The 26,262-nt window shown below is 73.7% G+C and carries 17 protein-coding genes; 11 read left to right on the top strand and 6 right to left on the bottom strand.

Annotated elements, in window-relative coordinates; all coding sequences use genetic code 11:
* Window positions 1–329 precede the first annotated feature (329 nt).
* Window positions 330–1,025 (bottom strand): RICIN domain-containing protein, encoded by a 696-nt coding sequence (locus tag AWW66_RS08750; RefSeq protein ID WP_157527279.1) that lies wholly within the window; start codon window positions 1,023–1,025, stop codon window positions 330–332.
* Window positions 1,026–1,245: 220 nt separating this feature from the next.
* Window positions 1,246–1,770: a MarR family winged helix-turn-helix transcriptional regulator gene (locus AWW66_RS08760; protein WP_067362469.1), complete on the bottom strand. Its 525-nt coding sequence runs from the start codon at window positions 1,768–1,770 to the stop codon at window positions 1,246–1,248.
* An 80-nt stretch (window positions 1,771–1,850) separates the two neighbouring features.
* Here AWW66_RS08760 and AWW66_RS08765 point away from each other — a divergent pair, with 80 nt between their 5' ends.
* The gene (locus AWW66_RS08765) at window positions 1,851–3,494 is read left to right on the top strand and encodes an LLM class flavin-dependent oxidoreductase (RefSeq protein ID WP_067362473.1); all 1,644 of its coding nucleotides are present in this window, start codon (window positions 1,851–1,853) and stop codon (window positions 3,492–3,494) included.
* 40 nt (window positions 3,495–3,534) lie between these two features.
* On the opposite strand, the gene AWW66_RS08770 is transcribed toward AWW66_RS08765, so the two are convergent.
* Window positions 3,535–4,284 carry an ABC transporter permease gene (locus AWW66_RS08770; RefSeq protein WP_067362475.1) on the bottom strand — a complete coding sequence of 250 codons (750 nt, stop codon included), beginning with the start codon at window positions 4,282–4,284 and terminating at the stop codon, window positions 3,535–3,537.
* 444 nt (window positions 4,285–4,728) lie between these two features.
* Between AWW66_RS08770 and AWW66_RS08775 the strand changes: the two genes are divergently transcribed.
* The 3 genes from AWW66_RS08775 to AWW66_RS08785 are packed head-to-tail and all read left to right on the top strand — an operon-like array spanning window position 4,729 to window position 8,239.
* Complete coding sequence (locus AWW66_RS08775; RefSeq protein ID WP_067362478.1) at window positions 4,729–5,331, top strand: DUF4956 domain-containing protein; 603 nt, start codon at window positions 4,729–4,731, stop codon at window positions 5,329–5,331.
* On the top strand, window positions 5,328–6,161 hold the full coding sequence (locus tag AWW66_RS08780) for a polyphosphate polymerase domain-containing protein (RefSeq protein ID WP_067362481.1): 834 nt from the start codon (window positions 5,328–5,330) through the stop codon (window positions 6,159–6,161). Before AWW66_RS08775 ends, AWW66_RS08780 begins: the two co-directional genes overlap by 4 nt.
* Complete coding sequence (locus AWW66_RS08785) at window positions 6,158–8,239, top strand: CotH kinase family protein (RefSeq protein WP_245648058.1); 2,082 nt, start codon at window positions 6,158–6,160, stop codon at window positions 8,237–8,239. The genes AWW66_RS08780 and AWW66_RS08785 overlap by 4 nt, the downstream gene beginning before the upstream one ends.
* 288 nt (window positions 8,240–8,527) lie before the next feature.
* On the opposite strand, the gene AWW66_RS08790 is transcribed toward AWW66_RS08785, so the two are convergent.
* Complete coding sequence (locus AWW66_RS08790) at window positions 8,528–10,168, bottom strand: glucuronyl esterase domain-containing protein (protein WP_067362487.1); 1,641 nt, start codon at window positions 10,166–10,168, stop codon at window positions 8,528–8,530.
* A gap of 377 nt (window positions 10,169–10,545) precedes the next feature.
* Here AWW66_RS08790 and AWW66_RS08795 point away from each other — a divergent pair, with 377 nt between their 5' ends.
* Window positions 10,546–11,706: a hypothetical protein gene (locus AWW66_RS08795; protein WP_067362490.1), complete on the top strand. Its 1,161-nt coding sequence runs from the start codon at window positions 10,546–10,548 to the stop codon at window positions 11,704–11,706.
* A gap of 85 nt (window positions 11,707–11,791) precedes the next feature.
* Here the strand turns inward: AWW66_RS08795 and AWW66_RS08800 are convergent, their stop codons facing one another.
* Window positions 11,792–14,611: a M36 family metallopeptidase gene (locus tag AWW66_RS08800; protein WP_067362493.1), complete on the bottom strand. Its 2,820-nt coding sequence runs from the start codon at window positions 14,609–14,611 to the stop codon at window positions 11,792–11,794.
* A gap of 408 nt (window positions 14,612–15,019) precedes the next feature.
* On the opposite strand from AWW66_RS08800, the gene AWW66_RS08805 reads away from it, so the two are divergent.
* From AWW66_RS08805 to AWW66_RS08825, 5 genes are all read left to right on the top strand, one after another.
* The gene (locus AWW66_RS08805; protein WP_067362591.1) at window positions 15,020–15,469 is read left to right on the top strand and encodes a helix-turn-helix transcriptional regulator; all 450 of its coding nucleotides are present in this window, start codon (window positions 15,020–15,022) and stop codon (window positions 15,467–15,469) included.
* A gap of 5 nt (window positions 15,470–15,474) precedes the next feature.
* A complete protein-coding gene (locus AWW66_RS08810) occupies window positions 15,475–15,888 on the top strand; it encodes a VOC family protein (RefSeq protein WP_067362496.1) in 414 nt (137 codons plus the stop codon).
* 40 nt (window positions 15,889–15,928) lie between these two features.
* Window positions 15,929–18,316 (top strand): ATP-binding cassette domain-containing protein, encoded by a 2,388-nt coding sequence (locus AWW66_RS08815; protein ID WP_067362499.1) that lies wholly within the window; start codon window positions 15,929–15,931, stop codon window positions 18,314–18,316.
* A 222-nt stretch (window positions 18,317–18,538) separates the two neighbouring features.
* Window positions 18,539–19,177: an RlpA-like double-psi beta-barrel domain-containing protein gene (locus AWW66_RS08820; protein WP_067362502.1), complete on the top strand. Its 639-nt coding sequence runs from the start codon at window positions 18,539–18,541 to the stop codon at window positions 19,175–19,177.
* A gap of 344 nt (window positions 19,178–19,521) precedes the next feature.
* Complete coding sequence (locus AWW66_RS08825; RefSeq protein WP_169807078.1) at window positions 19,522–21,339, top strand: SpoIIE family protein phosphatase; 1,818 nt, start codon at window positions 19,522–19,524, stop codon at window positions 21,337–21,339.
* Between the two features lie 177 nt (window positions 21,340–21,516).
* On the opposite strand, the gene AWW66_RS35925 is transcribed toward AWW66_RS08825, so the two are convergent.
* Complete coding sequence (locus tag AWW66_RS35925) at window positions 21,517–24,084, bottom strand: S8/S53 family peptidase (protein WP_157527283.1); 2,568 nt, start codon at window positions 24,082–24,084, stop codon at window positions 21,517–21,519.
* Window positions 24,085–24,216: 132 nt separating this feature from the next.
* Here AWW66_RS35925 and AWW66_RS08840 point away from each other — a divergent pair, with 132 nt between their 5' ends.
* Entirely contained in the window at window positions 24,217–26,238 is a 2,022-nt protein-coding gene (locus AWW66_RS08840) for an RNA polymerase sigma factor (RefSeq protein WP_067362508.1), read from the top strand.
* Window positions 26,239–26,262: the final 24 nt, after the last annotated feature.

Consider the following 26,262-nt stretch of genomic DNA (forward strand, 5'->3'; position numbering starts at 1 on the left):
CCGACGTCCCCGCCCTGCTGCGCACCCACGCCGGCCCCCAGGCCACCATCGGCCAGTAGGGACCAACACCAGAACGGTGGCCCGCCCGCGCCGACGGGCGGGCCACCCCGGGTCGGTACCACTGGTCGGGATTCCCGGCGGATTCCGGTTATGCCTGGCCTTCTCGCCCGTCTGTAGGGTGGTGGCCGCGTGCGCCCACGGCCCGACGGGAGGGCTGGGCCGACGTCCCGCAGCCCGTCGGTGTCGGGGTGGGCCGAGCCCACGGGTGCGGCCCGGCACTCGGGCCGGGCCGCAGGGGGGTGCTGACGCGGTACGCGCGGTCGGGTGCGTTACTCCCGGTCGGGCGCGGGGCCGTTGTCGTTGAACCGGAAGCCGCTCGACGGCTCGGCGTCTCCCAACTCTTCGAGGATCAGCCCGGACTGCGCGGAGTACCGCAGGTACGCCGACCGGTTGCTGATCTGGTAGGTGCGCTCGCCCCCGGCGGCCGGGGCGATCGTGAACTGCTGACCGGCGTCGCCCTCGTCGCAGGTGGCACCCCGCACCGTCAGCGGTCCCGTGTCCTGCGGGTTGTGCACCTGCCAGCAGACCGGCTCGCCGGTGCCCGGCCCACCACCGGCCCCACGGTACGACCTGATCAGGAACGTGCCGCCGGTGAGCGGTGTCGGGACGAACAACTGCCGGCCGCTGTCGCCGTCCGCCTCGCCCAGCCGGCCCTCGTCGGTCAGGGTCAGTCCCGACTCGAACGCGTCCACCCGGACGATGGTGACCTGCCGGGTGCCCGACAGCACCGGGTCGGTACCGGAGGTCGCGGTGGGCCGGGGCGAGGGCGGCGCGGTGCCGGTCGGCGACGGGCTGCCGGTCGGTGGCGTGGCGGAGCCGGTGGGCGCGGGGTCGGCGGAGGTCGTGGCGGCCGGTGTCGGTGCCGAGGCGCCCGTGTCGTCGGGCGACGTGCCCTCCGCGCACGCCACCATGGGGCTGGTCAGCACCAGCACGCCCGCACCGGCGAGCCATCTACGCATCGACATCCGGCACTCCTCCTCCGTCGGCGGTCCGTTGGCAGTGGGGGCGGTCCCGTGGTCGCGTACCCGCAGCCATTGATCCACATACCCTGGCCGCCGCGGGTTATACCGCCCGCGCGGCACGCCCGCCGGGTGTCCACTGTCGTCACCGGTGGCCCGGTCCCGCCCGGCGGCCCGGGGCCCGCCGTCGGCGGCGGCCCGCCCGGCCAGGGCCACCGGGGGGCGGTCAGGCTCCCGGGTTCGAGCGGGCTCCCGGGTCCGGGCGGGCCAGTTCGGCGATCGCGTGGCGGTGCGGGTCCTCGCGGGCGAGCCGGGTGAGCACCGCCTCGCTGACGTCCCCGAGCGTGTCCATCTGCTCGGGGGTGAGCAGGTCGAGCAGGTACGACCGGATCGCGGCGACCCGGTGACCGGCGGCTGCCGTGACGGCGGCCCGGCCGGCGTCGGTCAGCCGGAAGACCGCGCCCCGCGAGTCCTCCGGGCACTCCTCGCGCGCCACCAGCCCCCGCTGCTGCATCCGGGCGAGGTGGTGGGAGAGGCGGCTCTTCTCCCACTGCACCTCACAGCGCAGGGCGAGGCTGCGCAGTCGGTGGTCGGGGGCGGCGAGCAGGGCGTCGAGGATGACGAAATCGGCCTCGGAGAGTCCCGTCTCGCGCAGCAGGTGGCGGTTGAGCTGGCTGGCCAGCAGGCCCTGCATGCGCCGGTACCCCTCCCAGGCGCGCTGTTCCCGGGCGGTCAGCGGGTGGGTCTCCATGGTGTGACGATAGCCATTGGTTGACGTGTCATCCAACCGCGATATGGTTGACGCATCAACCAGGTTTCGGAGGTGCCACCATGGCCGACTACGGGCACGAGCTGCTGTTCGGTTCCTTCCTCACGCCGCAGGCCGAGCGCGCCGACGAGGTCGTGGCCCTGGCCCAGCTCGCCGAGCGGGTCGGGCTGGACCTGGTGACCGTGCAGGACCACCCGTACCAGCCGGCGTTCCTCGACACCTGGACGCTGCTGTCGGTGATCGCCGCGCGTACCGAGCGGGTGCGCGTCGCGCCCAACGTCGCCAACCTGCCGCTGCGCCCGCCGGCGGTGCTCGCCCGCTCGGCGGCGAGCCTCGACCTGCTCAGCGGCGGACGGGTCGAGCTGGGCCTGGGGGCCGGGGCCTTCTGGGAGGCGATCGTCGCCAACGGCGGCCCGCACCGGACCCCGGCCGAGGCGGTGGTCGCGTTGGACGAGGCGATCAGGATCATCCGGGCGCTCTGGGGGCGGGCCGGCCGCACCGTCAAGGTCGAGGGCGATCACTACCGGGTCACCGGCGCGAAGGTGGGGCCGCTGCCGGCCCACGACATCGGCATCTGGGTCGGCGCCTACAAGCCCCGGATGCTCCGGCTCGTCGGCCGGCTCGCCGACGGCTGGCTGCCCAGCCTCGGCTACCTCGACATCGACCGGTTGCCGGAGCTGAACGCGATCATCGACGAGGCGGCGGGCCGCGCCGGCCGCTCCCCCGCCGACGTGCGCCGGCTGCTCAACATCACCGGTACCTTCGGCCGGGGCGGCTCCGGCGGCATCAGCGGCTCACCCGACGACTGGGCCGAGCGGCTGGCCGACCTCACGCTGGTGCACGGCGTCACCGGCTTCATCCTGGGCAGCGACGACCCGACCGACATCCAGCGCTTCGGCGCCGAGGTCGCGCCGGCGGTCCGCGAGCTGGTCGACGCGGCCCGCGCCGGCACCGTGCCGACGACCGCCGACGGCCCGGGACCGGGCACCGCGCCGGACGCCCGGCCGGACCGGGCCCCGTCGTCGACCGGTACCGGGGCATCCGGGCACCCGGACGGCGGCGGGTCGGGCGGCGGGCCCACGGACAGCACGGTGGCGCGGGAGATCCCCGGCCTCGGTGTCACGCCGACCCCCGACGACGGCAAGCGGCACAGCGACACCGCCGCCTGGGACGAAGGCACCCGACCCACCGGACCGGCCCCGCAGGAGGGCCGTACCTACTCGGCGCGGGAACGGGCCCAGGGTCAGCACCTCATCGACGTGCACGACCACCTGCGACAGGAGCTGACCCAGCTCCGTGACCTGGTCGACCAGGTCGAGGCCGGTGTGCTCGACGTGGGTACCGCCCGGTCGCACCTCAACGAGATGACCCTGCGGCAGAACAACTGGACCCTCGGCGCCTACTGCGAGTCGTACTGCCGGGTGGTGACCACCCACCACACGATCGAGGACGCCACGATGCTGCCCCATTTGCGCCGCGCCGACCCCCGCCTGGGGCCGGTGACCCGGCGTCTGGAGGAGGAGCACCGGGTCATCCACGGTGTCATCGAGGCGGTCGACCGCGCGCTGGTGGCGCTGGTCAGCGGTGACGGCGACATCGGTGGCCTGCGCTCGGCGGTCGACCTGCTGACCGACGCCCTGCTGTCCCACCTGTCCTACGAGGAACGCGAACTGGTCGAGCCGCTGGCCCGCCTCAGCTACCACTGACCCCGGCACCTCCCCCTGACCCGGCGTACCCGGGTCGGGGTCACCCGGCGGCGGCCCGCAGGCGGCCCCGGGCCACCAGCTCGACGGTCAGGAAGACGGCGACCGCCTCGACGGCGAGCAGGCCGACCAGGACGAACAGTTGGGTGATCCCGGCGGCCAGCGGGCTCGCGCCGCCGAGCAGCACCCCGACGAAGGCGCCGGGCAGGGTCACCAGGCCCACCGTGCGGGTCTGGTCGAGCGCCGGGACCAGCGCCTGGGCGGCGGCGGGCCGGCAGACGAGCAGGACCGCGTCCCGGGGCGTCAGGCCCAGGGCGAGGGCCGCCTCGACCTCGCCGCGCCGGGTGGCGACCTCGTCCAGGGACCGCCGCCCGGCCAGCGAGGTGGCGGTCATCGCGCCGCCGATGAGGATGCCCGCGACCGGGATGATCGCGATCCCGCGCAGCGGGACCACCCCCGCCAGCAGCAGCCCGCCCACCACCGACAGGCTGCCGACCAGGATCGGCACCCCCACCCACCAGCCCCGGCGGCTCCCGGTGACGCGGCGGGCGGAGGTGACCGTCGCCACCGCGCACATCACCGTCACGAAGGCGGCGGTGGCCCACAGCGAGGCCACGATCGCGGCGATCAGCAGCGACACGGCGGCCAGTTGCGCCGCGGCCCGGCCCGCCGCGACCGCGATCTGCCGCCCGTGCCCCAGCCGGCCGAGGGTCGCCACCGCCGCCGCGGCGGCGGTGAGCACGACCAGGGCCACCGCCAGCTTCGGACCGACCACCAGCATCGTCGAGGACATCCCGACAGTCTGTCCCGCGCGGTCGCGGCGCGGGCCGGGACGGACCGGTTCCGCCGCTGCGAGACGCCGTACGGATGGTGCCGGCGCGGGCGCGGGAGAAGCGCGCGGGCGCGGGCCGGCGACCGACCGTCGCGCTGACCGAACCGAAACTTTCGGATTCGGATAGCGCCACCTCGACCACGCTCACGGTGATCGAAGCGCGCTGAACAGCCACGACACCATCCACTCTCGCGCCTGAACCGCGATGTTAACGTTCGCATAATTGGCCTGCCACGCCCTGCACGGCATTGACGGGCGACAATTTAACGGATTACCTTTTTCCGGGGAGTTCCCGAAAATTCACCGAAAGTATCGGCCACGTTCGGCTTCTGCGCGCGGATTCGTCCCGGGACGGTGTACCCCGGCGCCGCGTGACCCGACGACGACCTGGGAGGAAGGTACGAGATGTCGCAGCTCGTCCTGTTCGCCATTGACATCTGCGCGGTGGTGCTACTCGTCTTCGGGCTCTACTTCCCCCGGCACCGCCGTCGGGACCTCGTCGTCGCCTACCTGGGGGTCAACGTCGGCGTCCTCGCCGTGGCGAGCGCGCTGAGCGCCAGCAATGTCGGCGCCGGGCTCGGGCTCGGGCTGGCGCTGTTCGGCGTGCTGTCCATCATCCGCCTCCGGTCGACCGAGCTCGACCAGCACGAGGTCGCGTACTACTTCTCCGCCCTCGCCCTGGGCATCCTCGGCGCGTTGAGCACCACCTCGGTATGGCTCAGCGCCGGCCTGATGGCGCTCATCCTCGCGGTGATGTACCTCGGCGACCACCGGCGGCTGCTGCGCCACTACCGGCACCAGATCCTGGTGCTCGACTCGGCCGTCACCGATCACGTCGCGCTCGTCGCCCAGGTGGAGCAGCTGCTCAACGCCCGGGTGCACGCCGCCACCGTCCAGCGGCTCGACCTGGTCAACGAGACCACCGTGGTCGACGTCCGGTACTCGGTCGCCGGCCGGGGCCTGACCGCCGGGGCCGGCAGACCCGCGCAGGCCGGAGCGCACCGGTGAACCCGCCGAGCGTCGCGTCGGCGCTGGCCGCGCTGGACCCGGTGGGGCTGACCGAGCTGATCGACCGGGCCGCCCTGCAGACCAGGGTGGACCGCAAGTACGTCGTCGCGGTGGCCGACCTGCCGGACCTGCTGGACCGGCTCACCCCGTACGCCCGGGTGCTGGACATCGACGGCGAACGCGAGTTCCGCTACGAGTCGGTGTACTTCGACACCCCCTGGCTGGCCAGCTACCACTGCGCGGCGTACCGGCGGCGCCGGCGGTTCAAGGTGCGCACCCGCACCTACCTCGACTCGGCCCAGTGCTGGCTGGAGGTCAAGCTCAGCGGGGCGCGGGGCACCGTCACCAAGCACCGGCTGCCGTACCGGCCGCAGGACCGCGACACGGTGGGCCCGGGGCGCGGCTTCGTCGACGCGGCGCTCACGCGCGAGCAGATCCACCCGACCGCCGGCGGCACCCTCGTCCCGTCGCTGGTCACCGGCTACCGCCGGGCCACCCTGCTGCTGCCCACCACCGCGAGCCGGGTCACCATCGACACCGGGCTCACCTGGCGGCACGGCCCCACCACGCTGCACCTGCCGGACCTCGCCGTGGTCGAGACCAAGACCAGCGCGGTCGCCTCACCGGTCGACCGCCTGCTCTGGCAACGCGGGACGAGACCCGCCCGGATCTCGAAGTACGCCACCGGGCTGGCCGCTCTCCGTCCGGAACTGCCGGACGTGCCGTGGCGGCGGACGCTACGCCGCCACTTCCACGCCGCGACCTCTGCGGCGGGCACCACCACACCGGCCACCACCCCTCGACACGAACAGGAGGCATCGTGCGTATGACCGTCCGCAGTACCGGCGTCGCGACGGCGACCGCCCGCACCGCACGGGTCGCGGCAGCAGCCCTGCTGGTCGCCGGGCTCCTCGTCCCCGGCTCGCCACCGGCGGGCGCCGAACCGGCCGCCGGCTCCGTGCCCACCACCGGCACCGTCCCCACCGGCGCGACCCCCGACGCCGCCGAGGCAGCCGCCGCGGCCGAGGACCTGGTCGGCGACATCACCTTCTCCGTGCCCAGCGGCACCTTCCAGGGGGAGGTCACGGTGTCGCTGGGCACCACGGTCAGCGGCGCGCAGATCCGGTACACCACCGACGGGCGGCTCCCCACCGTCCAGTCGCCGCTCTACCCGGGCAGCCCGCTGCGGTTCACCCGCACCACCCAACTTCGGGCGCAGGCCTTCGTCGGACAGACGGCCTCCGGAGCGCCCGGGACCGCCATGTACGTCGCCCGCGCCTCCGCCACCGCCCATGACCTGCCGGTGATTCTGATCGACTCGTACGGCGCGGGTCGGCCCGACCGCGAGTACCTCGACGCCGCCACCATGATCTTCCAGCCCGGGGGCGGCAGCACGACGTCGCTGGCCGCCGCCCCGGCGGTCGCCACCCGGGCCGGATTCCGGCTGCGCGGGCAGTCGTCGTCGACGTTCGACAAGACGCCGTACCGCCTCGAGTTCTGGGACAACGAGGACGACGACGCCGACCACCCTGTGCTGGGCATGCCCGCCGACTCCGACTGGGTGCTGCGCGGCCCGTTCACCGACAAGGCGCTGATCCGGGAGGCCCTCGTCTACGACGTCGGACGCGAGATGGGGCTGCCGGCCCCCCGGTACGCGTTCGCGGAGTTCTATCTGAACACCGACGCGGGACCGGTGGGCGCGGACGACTACATGGGCGTCTACATGATCGTCGAGACGATCAAGAACTCGAAGAACCGGCTCGACCTCAAGCAGTTGCGTGAGGGCGACCGGACCCTGCCCCGGATCACCGGCGGATACATCTGGAAGTTCGAGTGGATGGCCGCCGAGGAGCCGACGCTGCCGTGCACCGGCCCCGCCGCCACCTGCTGGAACTACCTGGAAGTGGCCGACCCGTCACCGCTGCAACCCGAGCAGCGCGACTGGTTGCGCAGCCACATCCAGCAGTTCCACGACGTGCTGCGGGCACCGAACTTCGCCGATCCGGTCAGCGGCTACCGAGCGTACATCGACGTCGACTCCTTCGTGGACCAGTTGATCGTCAACGAGCTGAGCCGCGAGATGGACTCGTACATCCGCAGCGCGTACTTCTACAAGGACCGGGACAGCAAGATCTTCGCCGGTCCGCTCTGGGACTACGACCTCACCTTCGGGGTGGGCGGGTTCTTCGGCAACGACCAGATCGCCGGCTGGCAGCACCAGCAGACCCGCCAGCCCCTGGGCAACGACTGGTTCACCCAGTTGCTGCACGACCCGGCCTTCGTCAACCAGGTCCGGGCGCGCTGGCAGGCACTGCGTCGCGGCCTGCTCTCCGACGCCGCCCTGCGCACCCGGATCGACACCCTCACCGCGCCGCTGACCAACGCCGCCCAGCGCAACTTCCAGCGCTGGCCCAACCTGACGACGCCGATGATCGGCTACTTCTTCACTCCGACCGCTCCCACCTGGCAGGGCCAGGTGCAGTTCATGCGGGACTGGATGCTGCGCCGCGCGGCGTGGCTGGACTCGACCGCCGGCTGGGGCGGCCCGGTCACCACACCACCGCCCACCCCGACGCCCACCGCCACGACGCCCCCGCCGACGGGCGGGGCCGGCTGTACCGCGACGTACGCCGTGACCAGCCAGTGGACCGGCGGGTTCCAGGGCGAGGTACGGGTCACCGCGGGCACCTCCGCGATCAACGGCTGGACCGTGACCTGGACATTCGGCGCCGGACAGACGATCACCCAGGTGTGGAACGCGACCGTCACCAGCCAGGGCTCGACGGTCACCGCCCGGAACGTCACCTACAACGGCACACTCGCCGCCAGGGCCAGCACGACGTTCGGGTTCCTCGGGTCGTCCTCCGGCGCGCCGAGCACACCGACCCTGACCTGCACGGCGAGCTGACGCCGCCCGAGGCGCGTACCCGGCACCCCGCCGCACGGGGGTGCCGGGTACGCGCTGGCGCACGCCCGTGACGGTGCCGGCACGCGCCGGTGGTCGTCCGGGGCCGGTGCCAGGTAGGCGCACCGGTGCCTGGTCCGTGGCCGGCGCCACCATCGGCGTCGGGGCATCGGCGCGGTCGACGGACGTCGGTGAGTGTCGGTACCGGCCGACTCTGCGCACAGTAGCCGGACGAGGGGCGGAAGCCCTGGCCTCCGCCCCTCGTCCGGGGACGTCGCCGCCTGCGGAGACCTACCTGGCAGCGCAGGTGGCTGTCATTGCGGTCCCGGTGCCGGTGCCCTGGAAGCCGAACTCGGTCGACTGGCCGGGTGCGAGGGAGCCGTTGTAGGCGACGTTGGTGAACCGCACCGTGCCGGTGGTCCCACTGCCGGTGGCGTTCCAGGCGTTGGTGACGCCGGCACCCGACGGCAGGAGCGCCGTCACCGTCCAGCCGGTGACCGGCGACGCACCGGCGGTGACCCGTACCGTGGCGACGAAGCCGCCCGTCCACTGGTTGACCGACACCGATGCCGAGCAGCCATCGCCCGCCGGCGGCGTGGTCGGCGGCGTCGTCGGCGGCGTCGTGGGCGGCGTGGTCGGCGGCGTCGTGGGCGGCGTGGTCGGGCCGTCGGTGAGGGTGGGGGTCTGCCAGTCCCGCCACTCGGACAGGTTGCCCGCCGCCCGGCTGGAGATCCTGATCGTGCCGGGCGTGTTTGCCGTCTTCGACAGGAACTTCTGGATGTGTTGCTGCAACGGGGTCCGCCACTCGGGGCGGACCGCGCAGTGGTTGCCGTCCTGGACGTCCGACCAGTAGGTGAGGTTGTCACCCGCGCCGAGCGCCCGGTAGACCTCCGCGCCGCCGAGCGCCGCCACACTGGAGGAGCGCGGCGCCAGCCAGGCGATGTGCGGATTGTCCATGACGAACAGCCCCCGGGGTGCCACCATGGCGACGATCTGGTGGGTGTCCACCGGCAGGGTGTTCGGGCTGCCGGTGAAGGCGCCGAACGCGTCACCCAGCCACGGCTGCTCCCCGTAGGCGCTGCTCAACGGCTGGGCACCGGACTCGCCGGGCAACCCGCGGTAGATGGGAGCGCCGGCGCTGCCCGACTCGATCGGCATGGTCAGCGCGATGCGCTGGTCGAACGCGCCGGTGACGAAGGCACCCTTGCCGTAGCGGGAGCAGCCCGTGACGCCGGTGGCGTCCCCCCGGAGGATGTCGCCGCCGGACTGCTCGATGACGTCGATGATCCGGCTCACCCCCCAGGCCCAGGCGAGGAGCAGCCCGGTGCTGCTCGACGAGCCGTAGAGGCTGTAGAAGGCACCCTGTTTGTTGCTGCGTGGAGTGCCCTCCCGGCCCACCGCGAGGGGGTCGTAGGTGACGACGGCGGCACCGGCGGACCTGATGGTGGTCGTGTCCGCCCCGAACCCGCCCAGCACGACGACGACCGGGAACGGCCCGTTCCCGCTGGGCAGGCTGACCCCGGCGGAGAAGCTGGCGTTCCTGCCGTTGTGCGTCACGTTCACGGTGACAGTGCTCCTCGACACCGTTCCCGTGACGGTGGCCGGTTTGGCGGGCTTCTCGCCGTAGACGTACCGCTCCGCCAGTTCCCTGATCTCCGCCCGGCGGCACCGCCAGTCCGACGTGGTGGCGATCCGGGTGCCGTCGAGCTTCCGGAAGGGGTCGGGCAGGCGGGGGTTGGCCGCCAGTGAGCCCGGGAGGGAGACCGGGCAGTCCGCGCCCTCGTCCTCGACGGAGGCGGCGGCGGGGCCGTCGGCGGCCCGGGCGGCGGTGGTGGTGGCGACCGCCGTCACCGCTGCGGCGGCGGTGAGCGCCGTGACCGCCAGCGCGACGACCGTCGAGCGGATCCGAGAGCGGCCCGAGGTGATGACCATCAGGGCTCTCCTTTCCAGGAGATGTGGGGGTGGTGGTGGAATCTGGTGCGGCGAGCGGCACCAACGAGTTTCGGAAAATATCGGAAACTCGATGCGGAAACAGTAATCATATTAATCGTTAAGCGTCAATGTTCTTATGTCGCGACGACGTCGGCTCCGCTGACCCGTGACCCGGGCGACGAGCCGCGTCACGACTCGTGCCGCAGGCCAGCAGGGGCTGCGCGGCAGCGTCGGGGCGGCCCCAGCGGAACACGGCCGAAACTATCGGTGTCGATGAGTTCCCGCCGCCGGTGGGCCGTCGGGACCGCCGGCGGAGCGTCGACCCGTTCCCGGCAGCGGGCCCGTGTCGTGTCGTACCCGGGCGGTAGGTTCCCCGGGTGACCGACATCGACACCGGGCGGTTCGCCACGTTGCTGCACGCCTACGGGCGGGCCACCGACACCCCCGGGCACCTGGCCGCACTCGCCGGCGGCGACGCGGCCAGCCGGAACGCGGCGCTGGAGCACCTCTGGTCGGCCGTGATCCACCAGGGCACACCGTGGACGGCGACGCCGCCCGCCGCTGCCGCCGTCGCCGCGCTGATCAACGACCCGCGCCTCTGCGGCGCCGCCGACGCGGCGCTGCGGGCGAACCTGCTCTCCTTCCTCGCAGCCGTCGCCGAGAGCGGCCGGTCGTCCCCCGAGCTCGCCGACCTCGCCGATCCGGCCGGCGTCGACGTGGACGCCGCCCTGGTCGCCGCGCTCGACGCGGGCGACGAGGACGAGGTCTTCGCCGACGAGGTGCTGGCCAACGCGCTGTACGCCCGCGCCGTGCTCGGCTGCCGGGACGTCGTCCCCACCGTGCTCGACGCGGCCACGGCCGCGCTGGCCGACCCCGCGCCGACGGTGCGCGCGGCGGCGGCGCACGCGGTGAGCGTCTGCCGTCCGGCGCTGACCGGGACGGCCACGATCGCGCGGCGCCTCGACGCCCTGGCCGCCGGGGCGGGGCCGGACGAACGGGCCGCCCTCGTCCTGGCCATGGGCGAGCTCGGCCTCGCACCGCGCGCGTACCTGGCCGACCCGCATCCGGGGGTGCGGGCCTGCGCCGCCCTGGCGCCCGCCCTGGCCGACGACCCGGTCGCGACCACCGAGATCCTCACCGCCCTGGCGGACCCGGTCGCCACCGACGACTGGTTCACCCAGCGCCCGCCCCAGCTCCACAGCCGGATCCGGTTCGCGCTCGTCGACGCGGCGGTCGCCCGGGTCGACGACCCCGACCGCCTGCTGCCGGCGGCGCTCGCCCTCGCCCCGATCGTCAGCCCGCACACGGTCAGGGGCGACTGGGGAGCGCTGCTGCGCGCCCTCTTCGCCGGCCGCGCCGACGACCCGCTCTCCCCCGCCCAGCGTCGCTATCTCGGCGCGCTGGTCGACAACGCCGACCTGTGGGACGCCCGCAACGGCAGCGTCGGCCTGGCGTTCCGCGACGCCGGGCTGCCCCACGACCGGGCGGCCTGCCGCGCCCTGGTCACCGGCAGCGTCCCGGGGCCGCCACCTCGGTGACCCCGCCGGGGCCGGTCAACGGAACGGGGAGCGTCCCGTGGCGCGCGGGACGCTCCCCTGGCTCCGGCCGGGGCCGGTGGTCCGATCAGGTGAATGTGAAGTAGGAGCGGTACTGGTAGCCGTCGTCCAGGGTCAGGACGAACTCACGGCAGGTGCCGGCCCAGCTTCCGTCGGTCTTCCAGACGAAGTTGTACTGGCCGTTGGCGTTGGCCGACAGGCCCGAGTTGCCGGGGCTGACGGCGGCGACGGGGGTGGGTCGGGGGGTGACGGAGCCGTCGGGGTTGACGGTCCGCAGGGTGTCGCAGTCGACCAGGCGCGAGTACGGCGAGTTGCTGGCCAGGATGTCCAGGCCCCGGTTGGCGGACAGCGCGAACTTCATCGGTGCGGCGCTGCCGGCCTTGACGGTGTTGAGGGCCGGCTGGGCGGCGCGGTTGAGGAAGTCACCACCGCAGGACGGGTGGGTGTCGAAGGCCTCGGTGTTGTCGTCCCGGTTGGTGGTGCCCTGGACGGCGCTGTAGCCGAGACCACGGCGGGCGAAGGAGGCCCACAGGGTGCAGGCGTTCTCGCCACCGGTGAGGGCGGCGTCGGCGGCGATGATGGCGTTGCGGCCGGTGACGAAACCGGGGCCGCAGCCCTGCATCTTCAACCCGTCCATCACCAGTTGCATGGCGAGGTTGTTGCCGCCGCTGTTCCACGGGCCGTAGACGTTGGGGTTGACCCCGTGCTTGTCGATGAGGTCCCAGGTCATGTCCCACAGCACGGCGGCCCAGCCGTGGCCGATGCCGTGCGGGGCGGCCAGCGAGGTGCCGTTCAGCCAGCCACCGGTCTTGATGCTGTCGTAGGTGAACGGCTGCTTGTCCATGTCGCGCGAGTACGGCCGGGGGCGCAGGCCGTTGCCGCTCCGGTCCTCCTGGTAGAGGACGTACGGGACCAGGCCACGGGTGCCCTCGGCGGTGTCGAGCCGCGGGTCGAGCAGCGTGTTGATCGCGAAGAAGTCGCTCCAGCCCTCACCCATCTGCTCGTTGCCGGTGAGGCAGTTGATGCCCGGCCCGCCGGTGAGCCGCAGCGAGATGCCGTGACCGTACTCGTGGATGACGATGCCGGCGTCGAGGTCGCCGTCGCGGATGCCCGGGTGGCTGGGGTGCTTGCGCAGCGAGCCGGTGACCGCGCCGTCGGCGATCGCGGTCTTGAGGGCGGCCCCGTCGGCCTGGGTCACCGCGACCGCCGGGATGGTGACCGGGGCGGTGGTCATGGCGCCGGTCAGCACCGGCGCGGCCCCGGTGGCGTTGTGCGCGACCACGACCGCCTTCGCCCCGAGGGACTCGGCGACCTGGGTCCGCAGCAGGTAGGTGCAGGCGGTGGTGCCGCCGTCGACCACCGCGATCCAGCCGCCGGTCGGCAGCGTGCCGGGGTACGACGAGGCGGCGCAGCCGGTGCCGCCGTAGACGAACCGGTGTCCGGGCAGGCCGGTGGTCGTGGGGGCCGGGCTGAACCGCGCCCAGGAGGCGTCGAACGAGCCCACGCCGTCGACGACGACCTGGTTCTGCGCGCCGAACTGGTTGCCCGGCCACAGGAACATCTGCATGCGCGGGGCGCCGCCGTCGGCGGCCGGGGTGGAGAAGTTGGCGTTGTTCGTGCCGGCGCCGTCGGCGGCCTCGGCGCGGACGTAGTCGCCGCCGGTGCCGCCCCGGCCGTAGTTGTTCACCTGGAAGTTGCCGGACGCCTCGTCGAAGCCGTAGCGGTAGGAGACGTCGTGGATGATGTTGTTCCAGTAGAACAGGTTGGCGGTGGCGGAGTCCCGGTAGCTCTGCGCGTGCTCGCCCAGGTTGAGCGGGAAGTTGAAGGTCAGGCTCGGGCCGCCGTCCGGGCTGCTGCCGAAGTCGGGCGCGTTGTTGGCGTCCTGGTCCTGGTAGGCGTGGACGTTGTTGCCCTGGGTGGTGGTGTGCTCCGGGCCCGGGACACCGTCGGTGTCGTGCCAGCCGTACGGCGACGCGAGGCTGTCCGCCGGGTTGGTCACCGTGGTCCGGGGGCCGTCGTTGGGGCTCTCCGTCGGGTAGCCGAAGACGCGGTAGCTCGACCCGTCCTGGACCGGGTCGGGCGAGCCGAGCACGGTCGTGGGGGCGGCCAGGGTCCGGCCGGCGACGTGCCCACCGAGGGTGTCGTGGAGGTCGTCCGTCTCGTCGTGGGTGGTCCAGTCCTCGGCGTCGAGCAGGTCACCGGTCTTCGCGTCGACCGTGGCGTTCCAGAGGTGGCTGTCGGAGGAGTCGTCGATCACGACCTGCCAGGCCAGGCGCAGCCCGTCCTCGGTGGGCTGCCAGCCGAGCTTGGCGGGGATCGGCTCGTCGGAGATGCCGCTGCCGCTGACGACGGTGCGCTGGGCGGCGCCGCCCGCGCGGCTCATCACCCGCGGGTTCTTCGGCGCGGCCAGGTCGAGCGCGTCGGCGGCGGCCTCCACCGCGTCGACCGCGTCGAGGTCGGCGGCACCGGAGGGGCTGACGGCGAGGCCGGAGACGAGGCTGTCGCCGACGAAGACGACGCTGCCGTCCCGGGCGACGTTGACCGTGGCGGCGGCGCCGAACACCTCCCGCTCCTGGTAGCGCTGGGCGAGGTTGACGTGGGTGACGCCGTTGTGGCGACTGGTGTAGCTGGACAGCACGGCGAGGTCACCGACGTCGGCCGTGGTCACGCCGTGCTGCTCGGGGTTGCCCCGCAGGTACCGGATGGCGATCTCCTCCGGGCTGCCCTCGTTCGGGCCGGTGAGGAAGATCGGGTTCGATCGGTCGGGGTCGTCCGGGGCGGCTGCGGCCGGCGTCGCGGCCACGGATGTCAGGGACACGACGAGGGTCGTGGAGAGCAGCAACGCGAGGTTGCGGCGGCCACGGAGGGGGAACGGTCGGAGGGGCACCGCTGCTCCTTCTTGGGGGTCGGAAAAGACAGCATGGAGCGCCGATCCACCACCGCCGGAGCGGTCCGTCACGGATCGTCCCGCAACGCCCGCCCGGTCGTTACGATCCGCAATCGAGCCGGTGCGGGGTGAATTGCATCGACGCTACGGTGCAGGTCACGGGCCGATCATCCGACGGATGTTTAAATATTTCCATCGCCCACCCCTACGTCTGTCGCTGGACGCCGGGCCGGCCGGCGACGGCGGACCGCCTCCTGGCAGCGCCACCGCGCCCCGGGCGGCGGGGCCGTCCGGCCCGGCACCAGAACGGCCGGTCACCACCGGGCCACCCGGGCGGGACGCCGGCCGGAAGGGGGCAGAACGGGGCAGAGCGGACGCACCGGGGAGCGGGGTGGCATCATGTGGCAGGTGACCAGCGCTCCCGCCGCCGCCCAGCACCTGCGCGACCTCGCCCGGCTGCGCCGGGTCCGTGACCGGATCGACCGGGAGTACGCGCAGCCCCTGAACGTCGAGGCGCTCGCCCGGGGCGTGAACATGTCGGCCGGACACCTCAGCCGCCAGTTCCGCCTCGCCTACGGGGAGTCACCGTACGCGTACCTGATGACCCGGCGCATCGAACGGGCGATGGCCTTGCTGCGGCGGGGGGACCTCAGCGTCACGGAGGTCTGTTTCGCGGTCGGCTGCGCCTCGCTGGGCACCTTCAGCACCCGGTTCACCGAACTGGTCGGGGTGCCGCCCAGCACCTACCGGAGCCTGACCCGCCCGGCGACGGCGGAGCTGCCGTCGTGCGTCACGAAGCAGGTGACCAGACCGATCAGGAATCGAGAAGCGCAGGTCACCGGGCTGAAACTAGCCTGACTGCCATGGACGTCACCATTCACGCCAGCTTCCTGCCGCACACGGACCCGGACGCCTCCCTGGCCTTCTACCGGGACACCCTCGGCTTCGAGGTCCGCAACGACGTCGGGTACGGCGGCATGCGCTGGATCACGGTCGGGCCCGCCGGTCAGCCCGGCACCTCGATCGTCCTGCATCCGCCGGCCGCCGACCCCGGCATCACCGACGACGAACGTCGCACCATCGCCGAGATGATGGCCAAGGGCACCTACGCCAGTATCGTCCTGGCCACCGCCGACCTCGACGGCGCCTTCGAGCGGCTCCAGGCCGCCGACAGCGCCGAGGTCGTCCAGGAGCCGACCGAGCAGCCGTACGGGATCCGCGACGCCGCCGTCCGCGACCCCGCCGGCAACATGATCCGGCTCCAGGAACTGCGCTGAACCGGCCGCGCCGACGGCCCCCAAACCATGTGGAGCAACGATGAGCAGGGCCCCGAGGACCACCCGGTCCGCTGAGCCGCACGCCGCCGACAGTCACGACCTGATCCGGGTGCAGGGCGCGCGGGAGAACAACCTCAAGGACGTCAGCGTCGAGATCCCGAAGCGCCGGTTGACGGTCTTCACCGGGGTCTCCGGCTCGGGCAAGAGTTCGCTGGTGTTCGGCACGATCGCCGCCGAGTCACAGCGGATGATCAACGAGACGTACAGCGCCTTCCTGCAGGGCTTCATGCCGAACCTGGCCCGACCGGAGGTCGACGTCCTGGACGGGCTGACCACCGTGATCATCGTCGACCAGGAGCGGATGGGCGCCAACGCCCGGTCCACGGTCGGCACCGCCACCGACGCCAACGCGATGCTGCGCATCCTGTTCAGCCGGCTCGGGCAGCCGCACATCGGCTCGCCCCAGGCGTTCTCCTTCAACGTCGCCTCGATCAGCGGTGCCGGCGCGGTCACCATCGAGCGCGGCGGCAGCACGACGAAGGAACGGCGGAGCTTCTCCATCACCGGCGGCATGTGCCCGCGCTGCGAGGGCATGGGCCGGGTGAGCGACTTCGACCTGGCCGCGCTGTACGACGACAGCAAGTCGCTCAACGAGGGCGCGCTCACCGTCCCCGGTTACAGCGTCGAGGGCTGGTACGGCCGCATCTTCAGCGGCTGCGGCTTCTTCGACCCGGACAAGCCCATCCGCGAGTTCACCAAGCGGGAGCTGGACGACCTCCTGTACAAGAAGCCGACCAAGATCAAGGTCGACAACGTCAACCTGACGTACGAGGGCCTGATCCCGAAGATCCAGAAGTCCTTCCTGTCCAAGGACCGCGAGGCGATGCAGCCGCACGTCCGCGCGTTCGTGGACCGGGCGGTCGTCTTCACCACCTGCCCCGACTGCGGCGGCACCCGGCTCAACGCGGGGGCCCGGTCGTCGAAGATCCGGGGGCTCAGCATCGCCGACACCTGCGCGATGCAGATCAGCGACCTCGCCGCATGGATCCGCGACCTGGACGAGCCGTCGGTGACGCCGCTGCTCACCACGCTGGGCCGGACCCTCGACTCGTTCGTGGAGATCGGGCTGGGCTACCTCTCGCTCGACCGGCCGTCGGGCACGCTCTCCGGCGGGGAGGCGCAGCGGGTCAAGATGATCCGCCACCTCGGCTCCTCGCTCACCGACGTCACGTACGTCTTCGACGAGCCCACCGCGGGCCTGCACCCGCACGACATCGCCCGGATGAACGACCTGCTGCTGCGGCTACGGGACAAGGGCAACACGGTACTGGTGGTGGAGCACAAGCCGGAGACCATCGCGATCGCCGACCACGTGGTCGACCTCGGCCCCGGCGCCGGTACGGCGGGCGGCACCATCTGCTTCGAGGGCACCGTCGAGGGGCTGCGGGCCAGCGGCACCCCCACCGGCCGGCACCTCGACGACCGGGCCACGCTCAAGGAGAAGGTCCGCACCCCCACCGGCACCCTGGAGATCCGTGGCGCGACCGCGCACAACCTGCGTGACGTCGACGTCGACATCCCGCTCGGGGTGCTGACCGTGGTCACCGGCGTCGCCGGCTCCGGCAAGAGCTCACTCGTGCACTCCTCGATCCCCGCCGGGGCGGGGGTGGTCTCGATCGACCAGGGCGCGATCCGCGGCTCGCGGCGCAGCAACCCGGCGACGTACACCGGTCTGCTCGACCCGATCCGCAAGGCGTTCGCGAAGGCCAACGGCGTGAAGCCGGCGCTGTTCAGCGCCAACTCGGAGGGCGCCTGCCCCAACTGCAACGGCGCCGGGGTCATCTACACCGACCTGGGGGTGATGGCCAGCGTCGCCACCGTCTGCGAGGTGTGCGGGGGCAAGCGGTTCCAGGCCGCGGTGCTGGAGCACCACCTCGGTGGCCGGGACATCAGCGAGGTGCTGGCGATGTCGGTGACCGAGGCCGAGGAGTTCTTCGGTGCCGGCGAGGCACGCACCCCGGCGGCGCACGCCGTCCTCACCCGGCTCGCCGACGTCGGGCTCGGCTACCTCACCCTCGGCCAGCCGCTCACCACGCTCTCCGGCGGCGAGCGGCAGCGGCTCAAGCTGGCCACCCACATGGGTGACAAGGGCGGCGTCTACGTCCTCGACGAGCCGACCACCGGTCTGCACCTCGCCGACGTCGAGCACCTGCTCGGCCTGCTCGACCGGCTCGTCGACGCCGGCAAGTCGGTCATCGTCATCGAGCACCACCAGGCGGTCATGGCGCACGCCGACTGGATCATCGACCTCGGTCCCGGCGCCGGTCACGACGGTGGCCGGATCGTCTTCGAGGGCACTCCCGCCGACCTCGTCGCCGCCCGCTCCACCCTCACCGGCGAGCACCTCGCGGCCTACGTCGGCGGCTGACCGGCCCCTGACGGTCACCGTGCGTCGACCCCGCGCACCCGCGCCGCCAGCGCGCGCTGCGGTCCGTCGGGGCACGGTGACCCGCTGCGGTCGGAGACCGCTTTCCCGGGCCCGATCCTGCGTCGACGTGAAGATCGCCCCGCCCGCGCCGATCCGCCCGGCGGCCGTCCCCGTACCTCCCGGTGGCTGCAACCGGGCAGCGGACGAGTGAGGGAGCGGTGCATGAACAGGCGAGGCGGGAGAGGCGGCCGGGCCCGGACGGTGGTCCTGGGCGTGGCCGCGGCGGCCCTGGTCGGCGGCGCGGTGGCCGTCGGCACCGGGCTGGGCAACGCGGGCGAGAGCTGCGCCGGCCTGGACACCGCGTTGCGCAACAACCTCACCTTCATCGCCGGCCAGCAGGCCAGCCCGGATGCGCTCTCCGCCGACCGGATCGCCAACCGGCAGGCCGTGGTCGACCTCCTCCAGCAACGCCGGGCCGCCGCCGGCTGCACCGCCGACGTCCGGGCCGAGGCCCCCGACCGGCCCGCCGCCCCACCGGCCGACGCCGGTACCACCGCGCCGGGCGGGACCGGGGCGACCGGCGGCGGGACGGGTGACGGCGGGACCGGGGCGGGCGAGGTGGTCTGCCGGGGCTCGACGGTCACCCTGTTCAACGAGGCCGCCGGCCCGGCCGCGTCCAGCGGGACCTTCCCGGTCGGTACCAGGCTCAAGGTCACGAACCTGGACAACGGCAAGAGCGTCACGGTCACCGTGACCAGCCCGTCCGGGAGCTGCGTCCTGCTCAACGACGCGGCGTTCGAGCAGGTCCGGGAGCCGGGCCGGTTCGTGGTCCGGCGGGCGGTGGTCGAGCGGATCGGCTGACCGGGGGTACCCGCGACGGGTCCGGACCGACGGGGTCCGGGCCCGTCGTGCGCGTGGGCCCGGGCGGGCCGGCGCGACCGGGGTGACGACGGGCTCCGCCGGCCGGCCGACAGCTCGCGCGCCGGCCGGCGCGACCGTCGTGGCGGGTGGGCCGAGGCGGGGCCGCACCTGGTCCCGGCGGCCCGGGACGTACCGTGGGTGACGGCCACGGGTGGGTCGGGGCCGCGTCGACGGTTCGGGGTGCCTTCTAGACTGCGGGCAGGCCACGACGAATGGCCGCCGCCCCGGGCGGGGGCGGTCGACCGGCGCCCGCGGGGGCATGCCCGGCGGGTGCGGTGAGGTGGGTGCGAGTGCAGGGCGTGGCGGTCGGTGCGGGGGACGCGAACGAGCCGGCCCGGGTGGCGGCGGTACGCGCGACCGGGCTGGACGCGGTGCCGGACGCGGTCCTGGACCGGTTCGTCGGACTCGTCGCCCGGGTGCTCGCGGTGCCGGTGGCGCTGGTGTCCCTGGTCGACGACGTCCGGCAGTTCTTCCCCGGCGCCGTGGGGTTGGCCGCGCCGTGGCAGCAGGGCCGCACGACGCCCCTGACGCACTCCTTCTGCCAGCGGGTGGTCCGCACCGGGCAGCCGCTGGTCGTGTCGGACGCCCGGACCGACGCGCGGGTCTGCGACAGCCCGGCGATCGAGGACCTGCGCGTCGTCGCCTACGCCGGCATGCCGTTGACCGACGAGACGGGCCACGTGCTGGGGTCCCTGTGCGCGATCGACGACCGGCCACGCGAGTGGAGCGACCCGGAGTTGGCGTTGTTGACGGAGCTGGCGTCGACCTGCTCGGTGCTGTTGGGGGCACGGGTCGCCTCGGCGCGGGCCGAGGAGGCGCGGACGGGCCAGCGGCAGGCGCAGGCGGTGGCGCGGACGTTCTCGGCGCGGGTGAACGCGGCGTTGCGGCGCAGCCAGTTGCTGCTCGCGGCGAGTCAGGACTTCACCCGTACGGTCACCGTGCCCGACGTCATCGCGGCGGTGCAGCACCTGGTCGTCGGCGAGTTCACGGCGGTGCACGTCAGCGTCGCGCTGCGGGACGACAACGGCGGGGTCACGGTGTTCGGGGCCGAGGGCCTGCCGGCGGCGGTGTCCGCGTGGGCGCGCTTCCCCGCCGACGCGCCGGGACCCCTCGCGGACGTGCTGCGCGAGCGCCGGCTGCTGTTCTGCACGGACCGCGCGGAGTTGTTGGCGGCGTACCCGACGCTGCGGGACACGGCGGAGGCGGCGGGTTGGCAGGCGCTGGTCGTCGCACCCCTGTTCGGCTTCGCCGGGATCATCGGGACGTTGAACATCGCCTGGGAGCAGCCCCGCCCGGCGGACGTCGAGGAGCAGGCGGTGATCGTCAGCGTCGCCGGCTACGTCAGCCAGGCGATGCAGCGCGCCCGGCACCTCACCGATCGGGTGCAGGCCGCCGCGACGCTGCAACGGGCGATGCTCACCCCGCTGCCCACCGTCGAACGCCTGGAGATCACCACCCGGTACCAGCCCGCGCAGAGCCTCGACCAGGTGGGCGGTGACTGGTACGACGTCGTGGTGACCGGTGCGGGGGCGCTGAGCCTGGTCATCGGCGACGTCACCGGGCACGACCTGCACGCGGCGGCCCAGATGTCCCAGCTCCGCTCGATGCTGCGCGGCTACCTGATCGACCGGCACGAGCCGCCGTCGGCGTTGCTGCGCCGCCTCGACCAGGCCAACTTCGCCCTCGGGGCCCGCACCATCGCCACCGCGCTCGTCGCGCACCTGACCCACGGCGACGGCGAGCCGGTCACGGTGAGCTGGTCCAACGCCGGGCATCCGGCGCCGCTGGTCGTGGCGCCCGACGGTGGCGTACACCCCCTCACCGGCCGCGACCCGCTGCTCGGCGTCACGCGGCTCACCCACCGCACCACCCGGAGCACGGTCCTGCCGCCGGGCGCGACGCTGCTGCTGCACACCGACGGGCTGCTCGAACGCCGCGACCGGTCACCGGACGAGATGACCGTCCGGCTGCGCCGGGTGCTGGCCGGGCACGCCACGGCCCCCCTGGACGACCTGGTCGACGGCGTCCTCGCCGCCGTGCCCGCCACCGACCACGAGGACGACGTGGCGCTGCTCGCCCTCCGCGTCCCCGACGAGGGGTGACCGGCACCCCCGCACCGCGGACCCGCCACCCCTGCCCCGGCTGACCGGCCCCGGGGCGCGCGGTGGCGGCCGACGCGCGAGCGCCCCGACGACGCCGTGGTTCCGCACTGTCGTGGTCCCCACGACGGCCGTGGTCCCGCGCCGGCGAACCGGCGCGGGACCACGGGTGACGGTGGGTCAGGGCGTGAGGTGCTGGATCAGCACCGGTACCGAGTCCGTGCCGACCAGGCCGGTAGAGTCGAAGACCTCCAGCCACACCGACCACGTGGTGGTGGCGTTGCCGCTGTCCAGCGTGTCCAGCTGCGCGGTGAAGGACGCGCAGCTCTTCGGGATGACCACGTCGCCGATCGGGCCGCCGGTGGGCACCGCGCTGCCCTGGCAGAGCACCTTCTTGGCGCCGCCGTCGCCGTGGGCGGTCCACCGGTACCGGGTACCGGAGATCGCCCCGTCCTCGGCGTCGGTGCCGGAGCCGGCGAGCGCGACCGACACCTCCGACCCGATCGTCGTCACCGTCAGCGCCGACGTCGGCTTGGTGATCGTGGCGGTCGGGCGGGACTGCCCGGCCGGCACCGAGGTGACGGTGAAGGCGCGCTGCACGCTGGTGCCGCCCGCCGTGAACGTCACCGTGTAGGTCCCCGGGGTGACCGTGGCCGCCGGCAGGAGCGCCTGGTGGTGGGTCTTCTGGAGGACCACCGTGTTGCCCCGCCGGACCGTCCAGGAGGCCTCCGCGTCGGGTACCGGGCCGAAGGTGTCCGGGTCGTGGGAGGTGCCGAGCAGGCCGACGGACTGTCCGGCGGGGAGGGCCAGCCCGGCCGGCGGCGAGATGATGGCCGCCGTGGTCGGGCCGTCGACGACCGTGACGGTGACCGCTGCCGAGCCGGTCCGGCCGAGGCTGTCGGTGGCGCTGGCCGTGATGACGTGGGTACCGGCCGACAGCGCCGGCACGAACGTCTGCGACCCGGTGGCCACCACCCCGTCGCGGCTGCTGGTCCAGGTCAGCGGGATCTCCTTGCCGAGGAAGTCGGTCGCGGTGCCCCACAGGTCCACGGACTGGCCGACCCCGACCTTCTGCCCGGTCTTCGGCGTACTGATGGTCACCGTCGGCTTGCCGACCTTGACGCCCAGCGCGGCGGCGACCGCCGCCAGGGCGTCGATCCGGCGTTGGCTGCCGGTCACCGTCGCGCCGAGCCCACCGACGTGGGCGGTGTCGTTGAGCAGGTCGCGGACCTGGCTGGCGGTCAGGTCCGGGTCGGCGGCCATCACCAGCGCGGCGACTCCGCCGACGAACGGCGCGGCGACACTGGTGCCGCAGGAGTCCGGCGTCGTCGTGCCGTCCGCCGGGTTGCCGGCGTGGACGAGGCCCCGCACGCACATCGGGCCGTAGATCTCCACCGAGGTGGGGACGTCGCTGGTGCCGAAGCTCGAGTCAGCCGCGAGCATGGCGTTCGACCGCATCCCACCCACGCACATCACGTGGGTGCTCTCGCAGGGCACCCAGAGCGTGCCGGTGTCGACGTTCTGGGCGTAGTTGCCGGCGGACGCGACGATCAGCGCCCCGGTGTCCCGTACGTGCTTCATCCGCCGGTCGGTCCAGGTGCGGGCGTGCTTCGTGCCGATGTTCACGTCGCGGGTGAAGCTGAGGTTGACCACGTCCGGGCGGGTCTGCTCGGCGGCCTTCTCCAGCCGCCGCAGCACCGTCCAGTAGTCGATGCCGTTGCGCACCGCGACCAGTTCGTCGACGACCGGTCCGGCCGGCCCGGCGGTACCGTAGCCGTTGTCGACCCGGCCCATCCCGGCGAGCACCACGTTGGTGGCGTGCCACGGGCAGGGCGTGCCGTTGGTGCAGTCGTTGACGTTGGCCTCGCCCCACTCCGCCGCGTGCAGCGACACGGAGTTCGGGAAGTCGGGGTTGTGCTGGAACCCGCCGTCCTGCACCAGGTACTTGATCTGCTTGGTCAGCTTGCCCTTGGACTGGAGCAGTTGCCACGCCGGTGCGACGCCGGTGTCCATCGCGCCACCGGCCCGCATGAACGACCAGTCGAAGACGTTCGTCGCGATGTCGGGCGCCTCGAACACCTCACCGTCGGCGATGCCGGCCGGCTCCACCAGCCAGTCGAGGACCAGTTCGGTGCCGGCCCGCCACTCGGCGGCGGCCAGCGCGAGCAGCCGCAGCGCCCGCTCGTCGCCGACCCGGTACGCGCCGGACTGGTGCGGCTCGGCGGCGAGCAGGTCGGCGACCAGCCCGGCCGGGTCGGCGCGGGCGGCGTCCACCCGGACCAGGTGGTCCTGTCCCTGCCGGTCCGGCGGGAACGAGTCGAGCACCTGGCCGCCCCAGCGGGCCAGGAAGGCGTCCAGTTCGGTGGGGTCGCTCACCCGCACCATCACCTCGTCGAGCACCAGGCCGGCCGGCCTGCCGTCGGGCCCGGCCACCACACCGACCTGCCGGTCGGTGCCGAGCCGGCCGACGGGGTCGATCGGCAGCCTCGGCGCGGCCAGCCCCGGATCGACCCGGACGGTCAACGGCTGGGTACTGGTGCTGCCCGGCGTCGGGCTGGTGCCCCCGGGCGTCGGGCTGGTGCTGCCCGGCATCGGGCTGGCGCTCGCGGTCGGGGCGGTGGGGGCCGGCGCGGCGGCGTCCGCCCCGCTGGGCGGGACGAGTCCGCCGGCGAGCGCCGCCGCCACGGCGACGATCAGGAAGCGGCGCCGGCCGGTGACCGGTCGGGGGGCGGAACGGGTCGGTGTCATGGGTCTGTCCTCCGGGTCGCTGGTGCGTTGACACCCGTAGGAGCGCGGCCGGGTCGGCATGCCAACAGAAAGTTCTCGGAGAAATTTTTCTTCGCTTTACTGAGGACGGTCGACGATCGGTGGGAGTCAGGGATGGGTACGGCGGCACAGGACAACAGGGCGCTCGTCGAGGCGGTCCGTCGGGGCGACCGCGTCGGTCTGGAGGGCATGTACCGGCGGTACGCCGACCGGCTGTACACGTACGCCCGGGTGATGGTGCGCGAGCCGGAGGCCGCCGCCGACGCCGTCCACGACGCGTTCCTCACCGCCTCCCAGCGCATCGACCAGCTTCGGGACCCCGACCGGCTCCGGCCCTGGCTGTACGCCATCGTGCGCAGCGAGTGCCTGCGGCACCTGCGGGAACGGGCCCGCGCCGCGCCGCTGGAGGAGGCCGACGAACCGGTGGCCGAGACCGCCGACCCGGCCAGCGGTGTCAACGCCGAGCAGGTCCGCGCCCTCGTGCACGCGGCGGCGGACGCCCTCAACCCCGGCGACCGCGAGGTGGTCCACCTGGCGATCCGCCACGACCTGTCGTCCGCCGAGATCGGGGCGGCCCTCGGGGTTCCCGCCAACCACGCGCACGCCCGGCTGTCCCGGGCCCGCGCCCAGCTCGAACGGGCGCTCGGCGCGCTGCTCGTGGCCCGCAGCGAGGGCCGGGACTGCCCGATCCTGGCCGACCTGCTGGACGGCTGGCAGGGCCGGCTCACCCCGCTCCTGCGCAAGCGGGTCTCCCGGCACATCGACGGTTGCGCCGTCTGCGGGCTGCTCCGCCGCGACCAGCTCAGCCCGGCGGCCCTGCTCTCCGCGTACACCGCACCGGGGTTCCTGGTCGTCGCCGAGTCGGTGTGGCCGCGCCTGGCCGGCACCGACGCGGCCGTCGACCCGGTGCCGGACGCCGCCGGTCCCGTGCCGGACGCCGCCGGTCCCGTGCCGGACGCCGCCGGTCCGGTGCCGGACGGCCGGGACACGGTCGATCCGCTGGCCGCCGATCCGGTCGCCGGCCCGACCGGTGGACGAACCGGGATCGAGCCGCCGGCAGAGGCGGCGACCGCACCGTCCTCCTCTGCCGAGCCGGTCGGCCCGCCCGACGGCACGGCCCCCTCCGGACCGACCGCCGAATCGAAGGACGGCCAGGCCGCCGAACTGAACGACCACCCGGGAGACGGCCCCCCGGGCCCGGAGGACGGAGCGACCGCCGGGCCAGGAGGCGGGGCGGAAGGTGGTCCCGCAGCGCAGGGCGGCGGGACCGTCGAAGCGCACGGAGCCGGGAACGCCGCAGCGGTGGCAGCGGGGACGGACGACAGGTCCGTCGCGGCCGTCACGACAGACGGCCCGACGGACCGTCGCGCGCCCCGGCCGGTGCGCGCGACGGCGGCGGCTACCACGACGGGGCCGGCGACGAGAGGCGACCGGCGACGACGGCGGGTGGCCGCAACCGCCGGCCTGCTGGTGCTCCTCGCCCTGGCCGGCACCTGGGCGATCGGGCCCGGTCGGCCGACCGCCGAGCAGGTGCCGGCGACGTCCGGCACACCGGCCGGCGAGCCGGTGGCCCGATCGGCGACCCCGCCGGAGACCGGGCCGGCTGCCGGGCCCATGGACCGGACGGAGCCGGCACCCGGCCCGACCGACGCCAGCGGCACGCCCGCCGTCCCCGGTCCCCCGCCCGGCACCGTGCCGAGCGACGCCGCACCGGTCCCGCCCGGTCCCCGACCGGACGGCGACGGTCCAGCCGCCGAACCGCGCCCGACGGCCGTACCGACCACGCGGCCGGGCACGCCCCGACCGACCGCGCCCCGGCCGACCGCCACGCCGCAGCTCGCCGCAGCGTTCACGGTGACGGCGAGGGCGCACGTCCGCTGTGGCGCGGAGACGTACAGCCTGGTCGTGCAGGCCACCGGCAGCGCCGCGATCGGCGACGCGCAGGTGCGCTGGACGCCGGCCGGCGGCGCCCCGTCGAGCCAGGCCATGACGGTGGACGGCTCGTCCGCGCGGGCCACCGTGGGGCGGCTCCGCGCCTCAACCGTGACCTGGACCGTACGGGCGACCGCCACCGACGGCCGAAGCGCCCAGAGCCCGTCGTACACGATCACCGATCCCTGCGTCCGGCCGGGCTGACAGGTGGACTGACGACGATCCTGA

Origin of the sequence: Micromonospora rosaria, from assembly GCF_001567585.1 — a bacterium.
GTDB lineage: Bacteria > Actinomycetota > Actinomycetes > Mycobacteriales > Micromonosporaceae > Micromonospora > Micromonospora rosaria.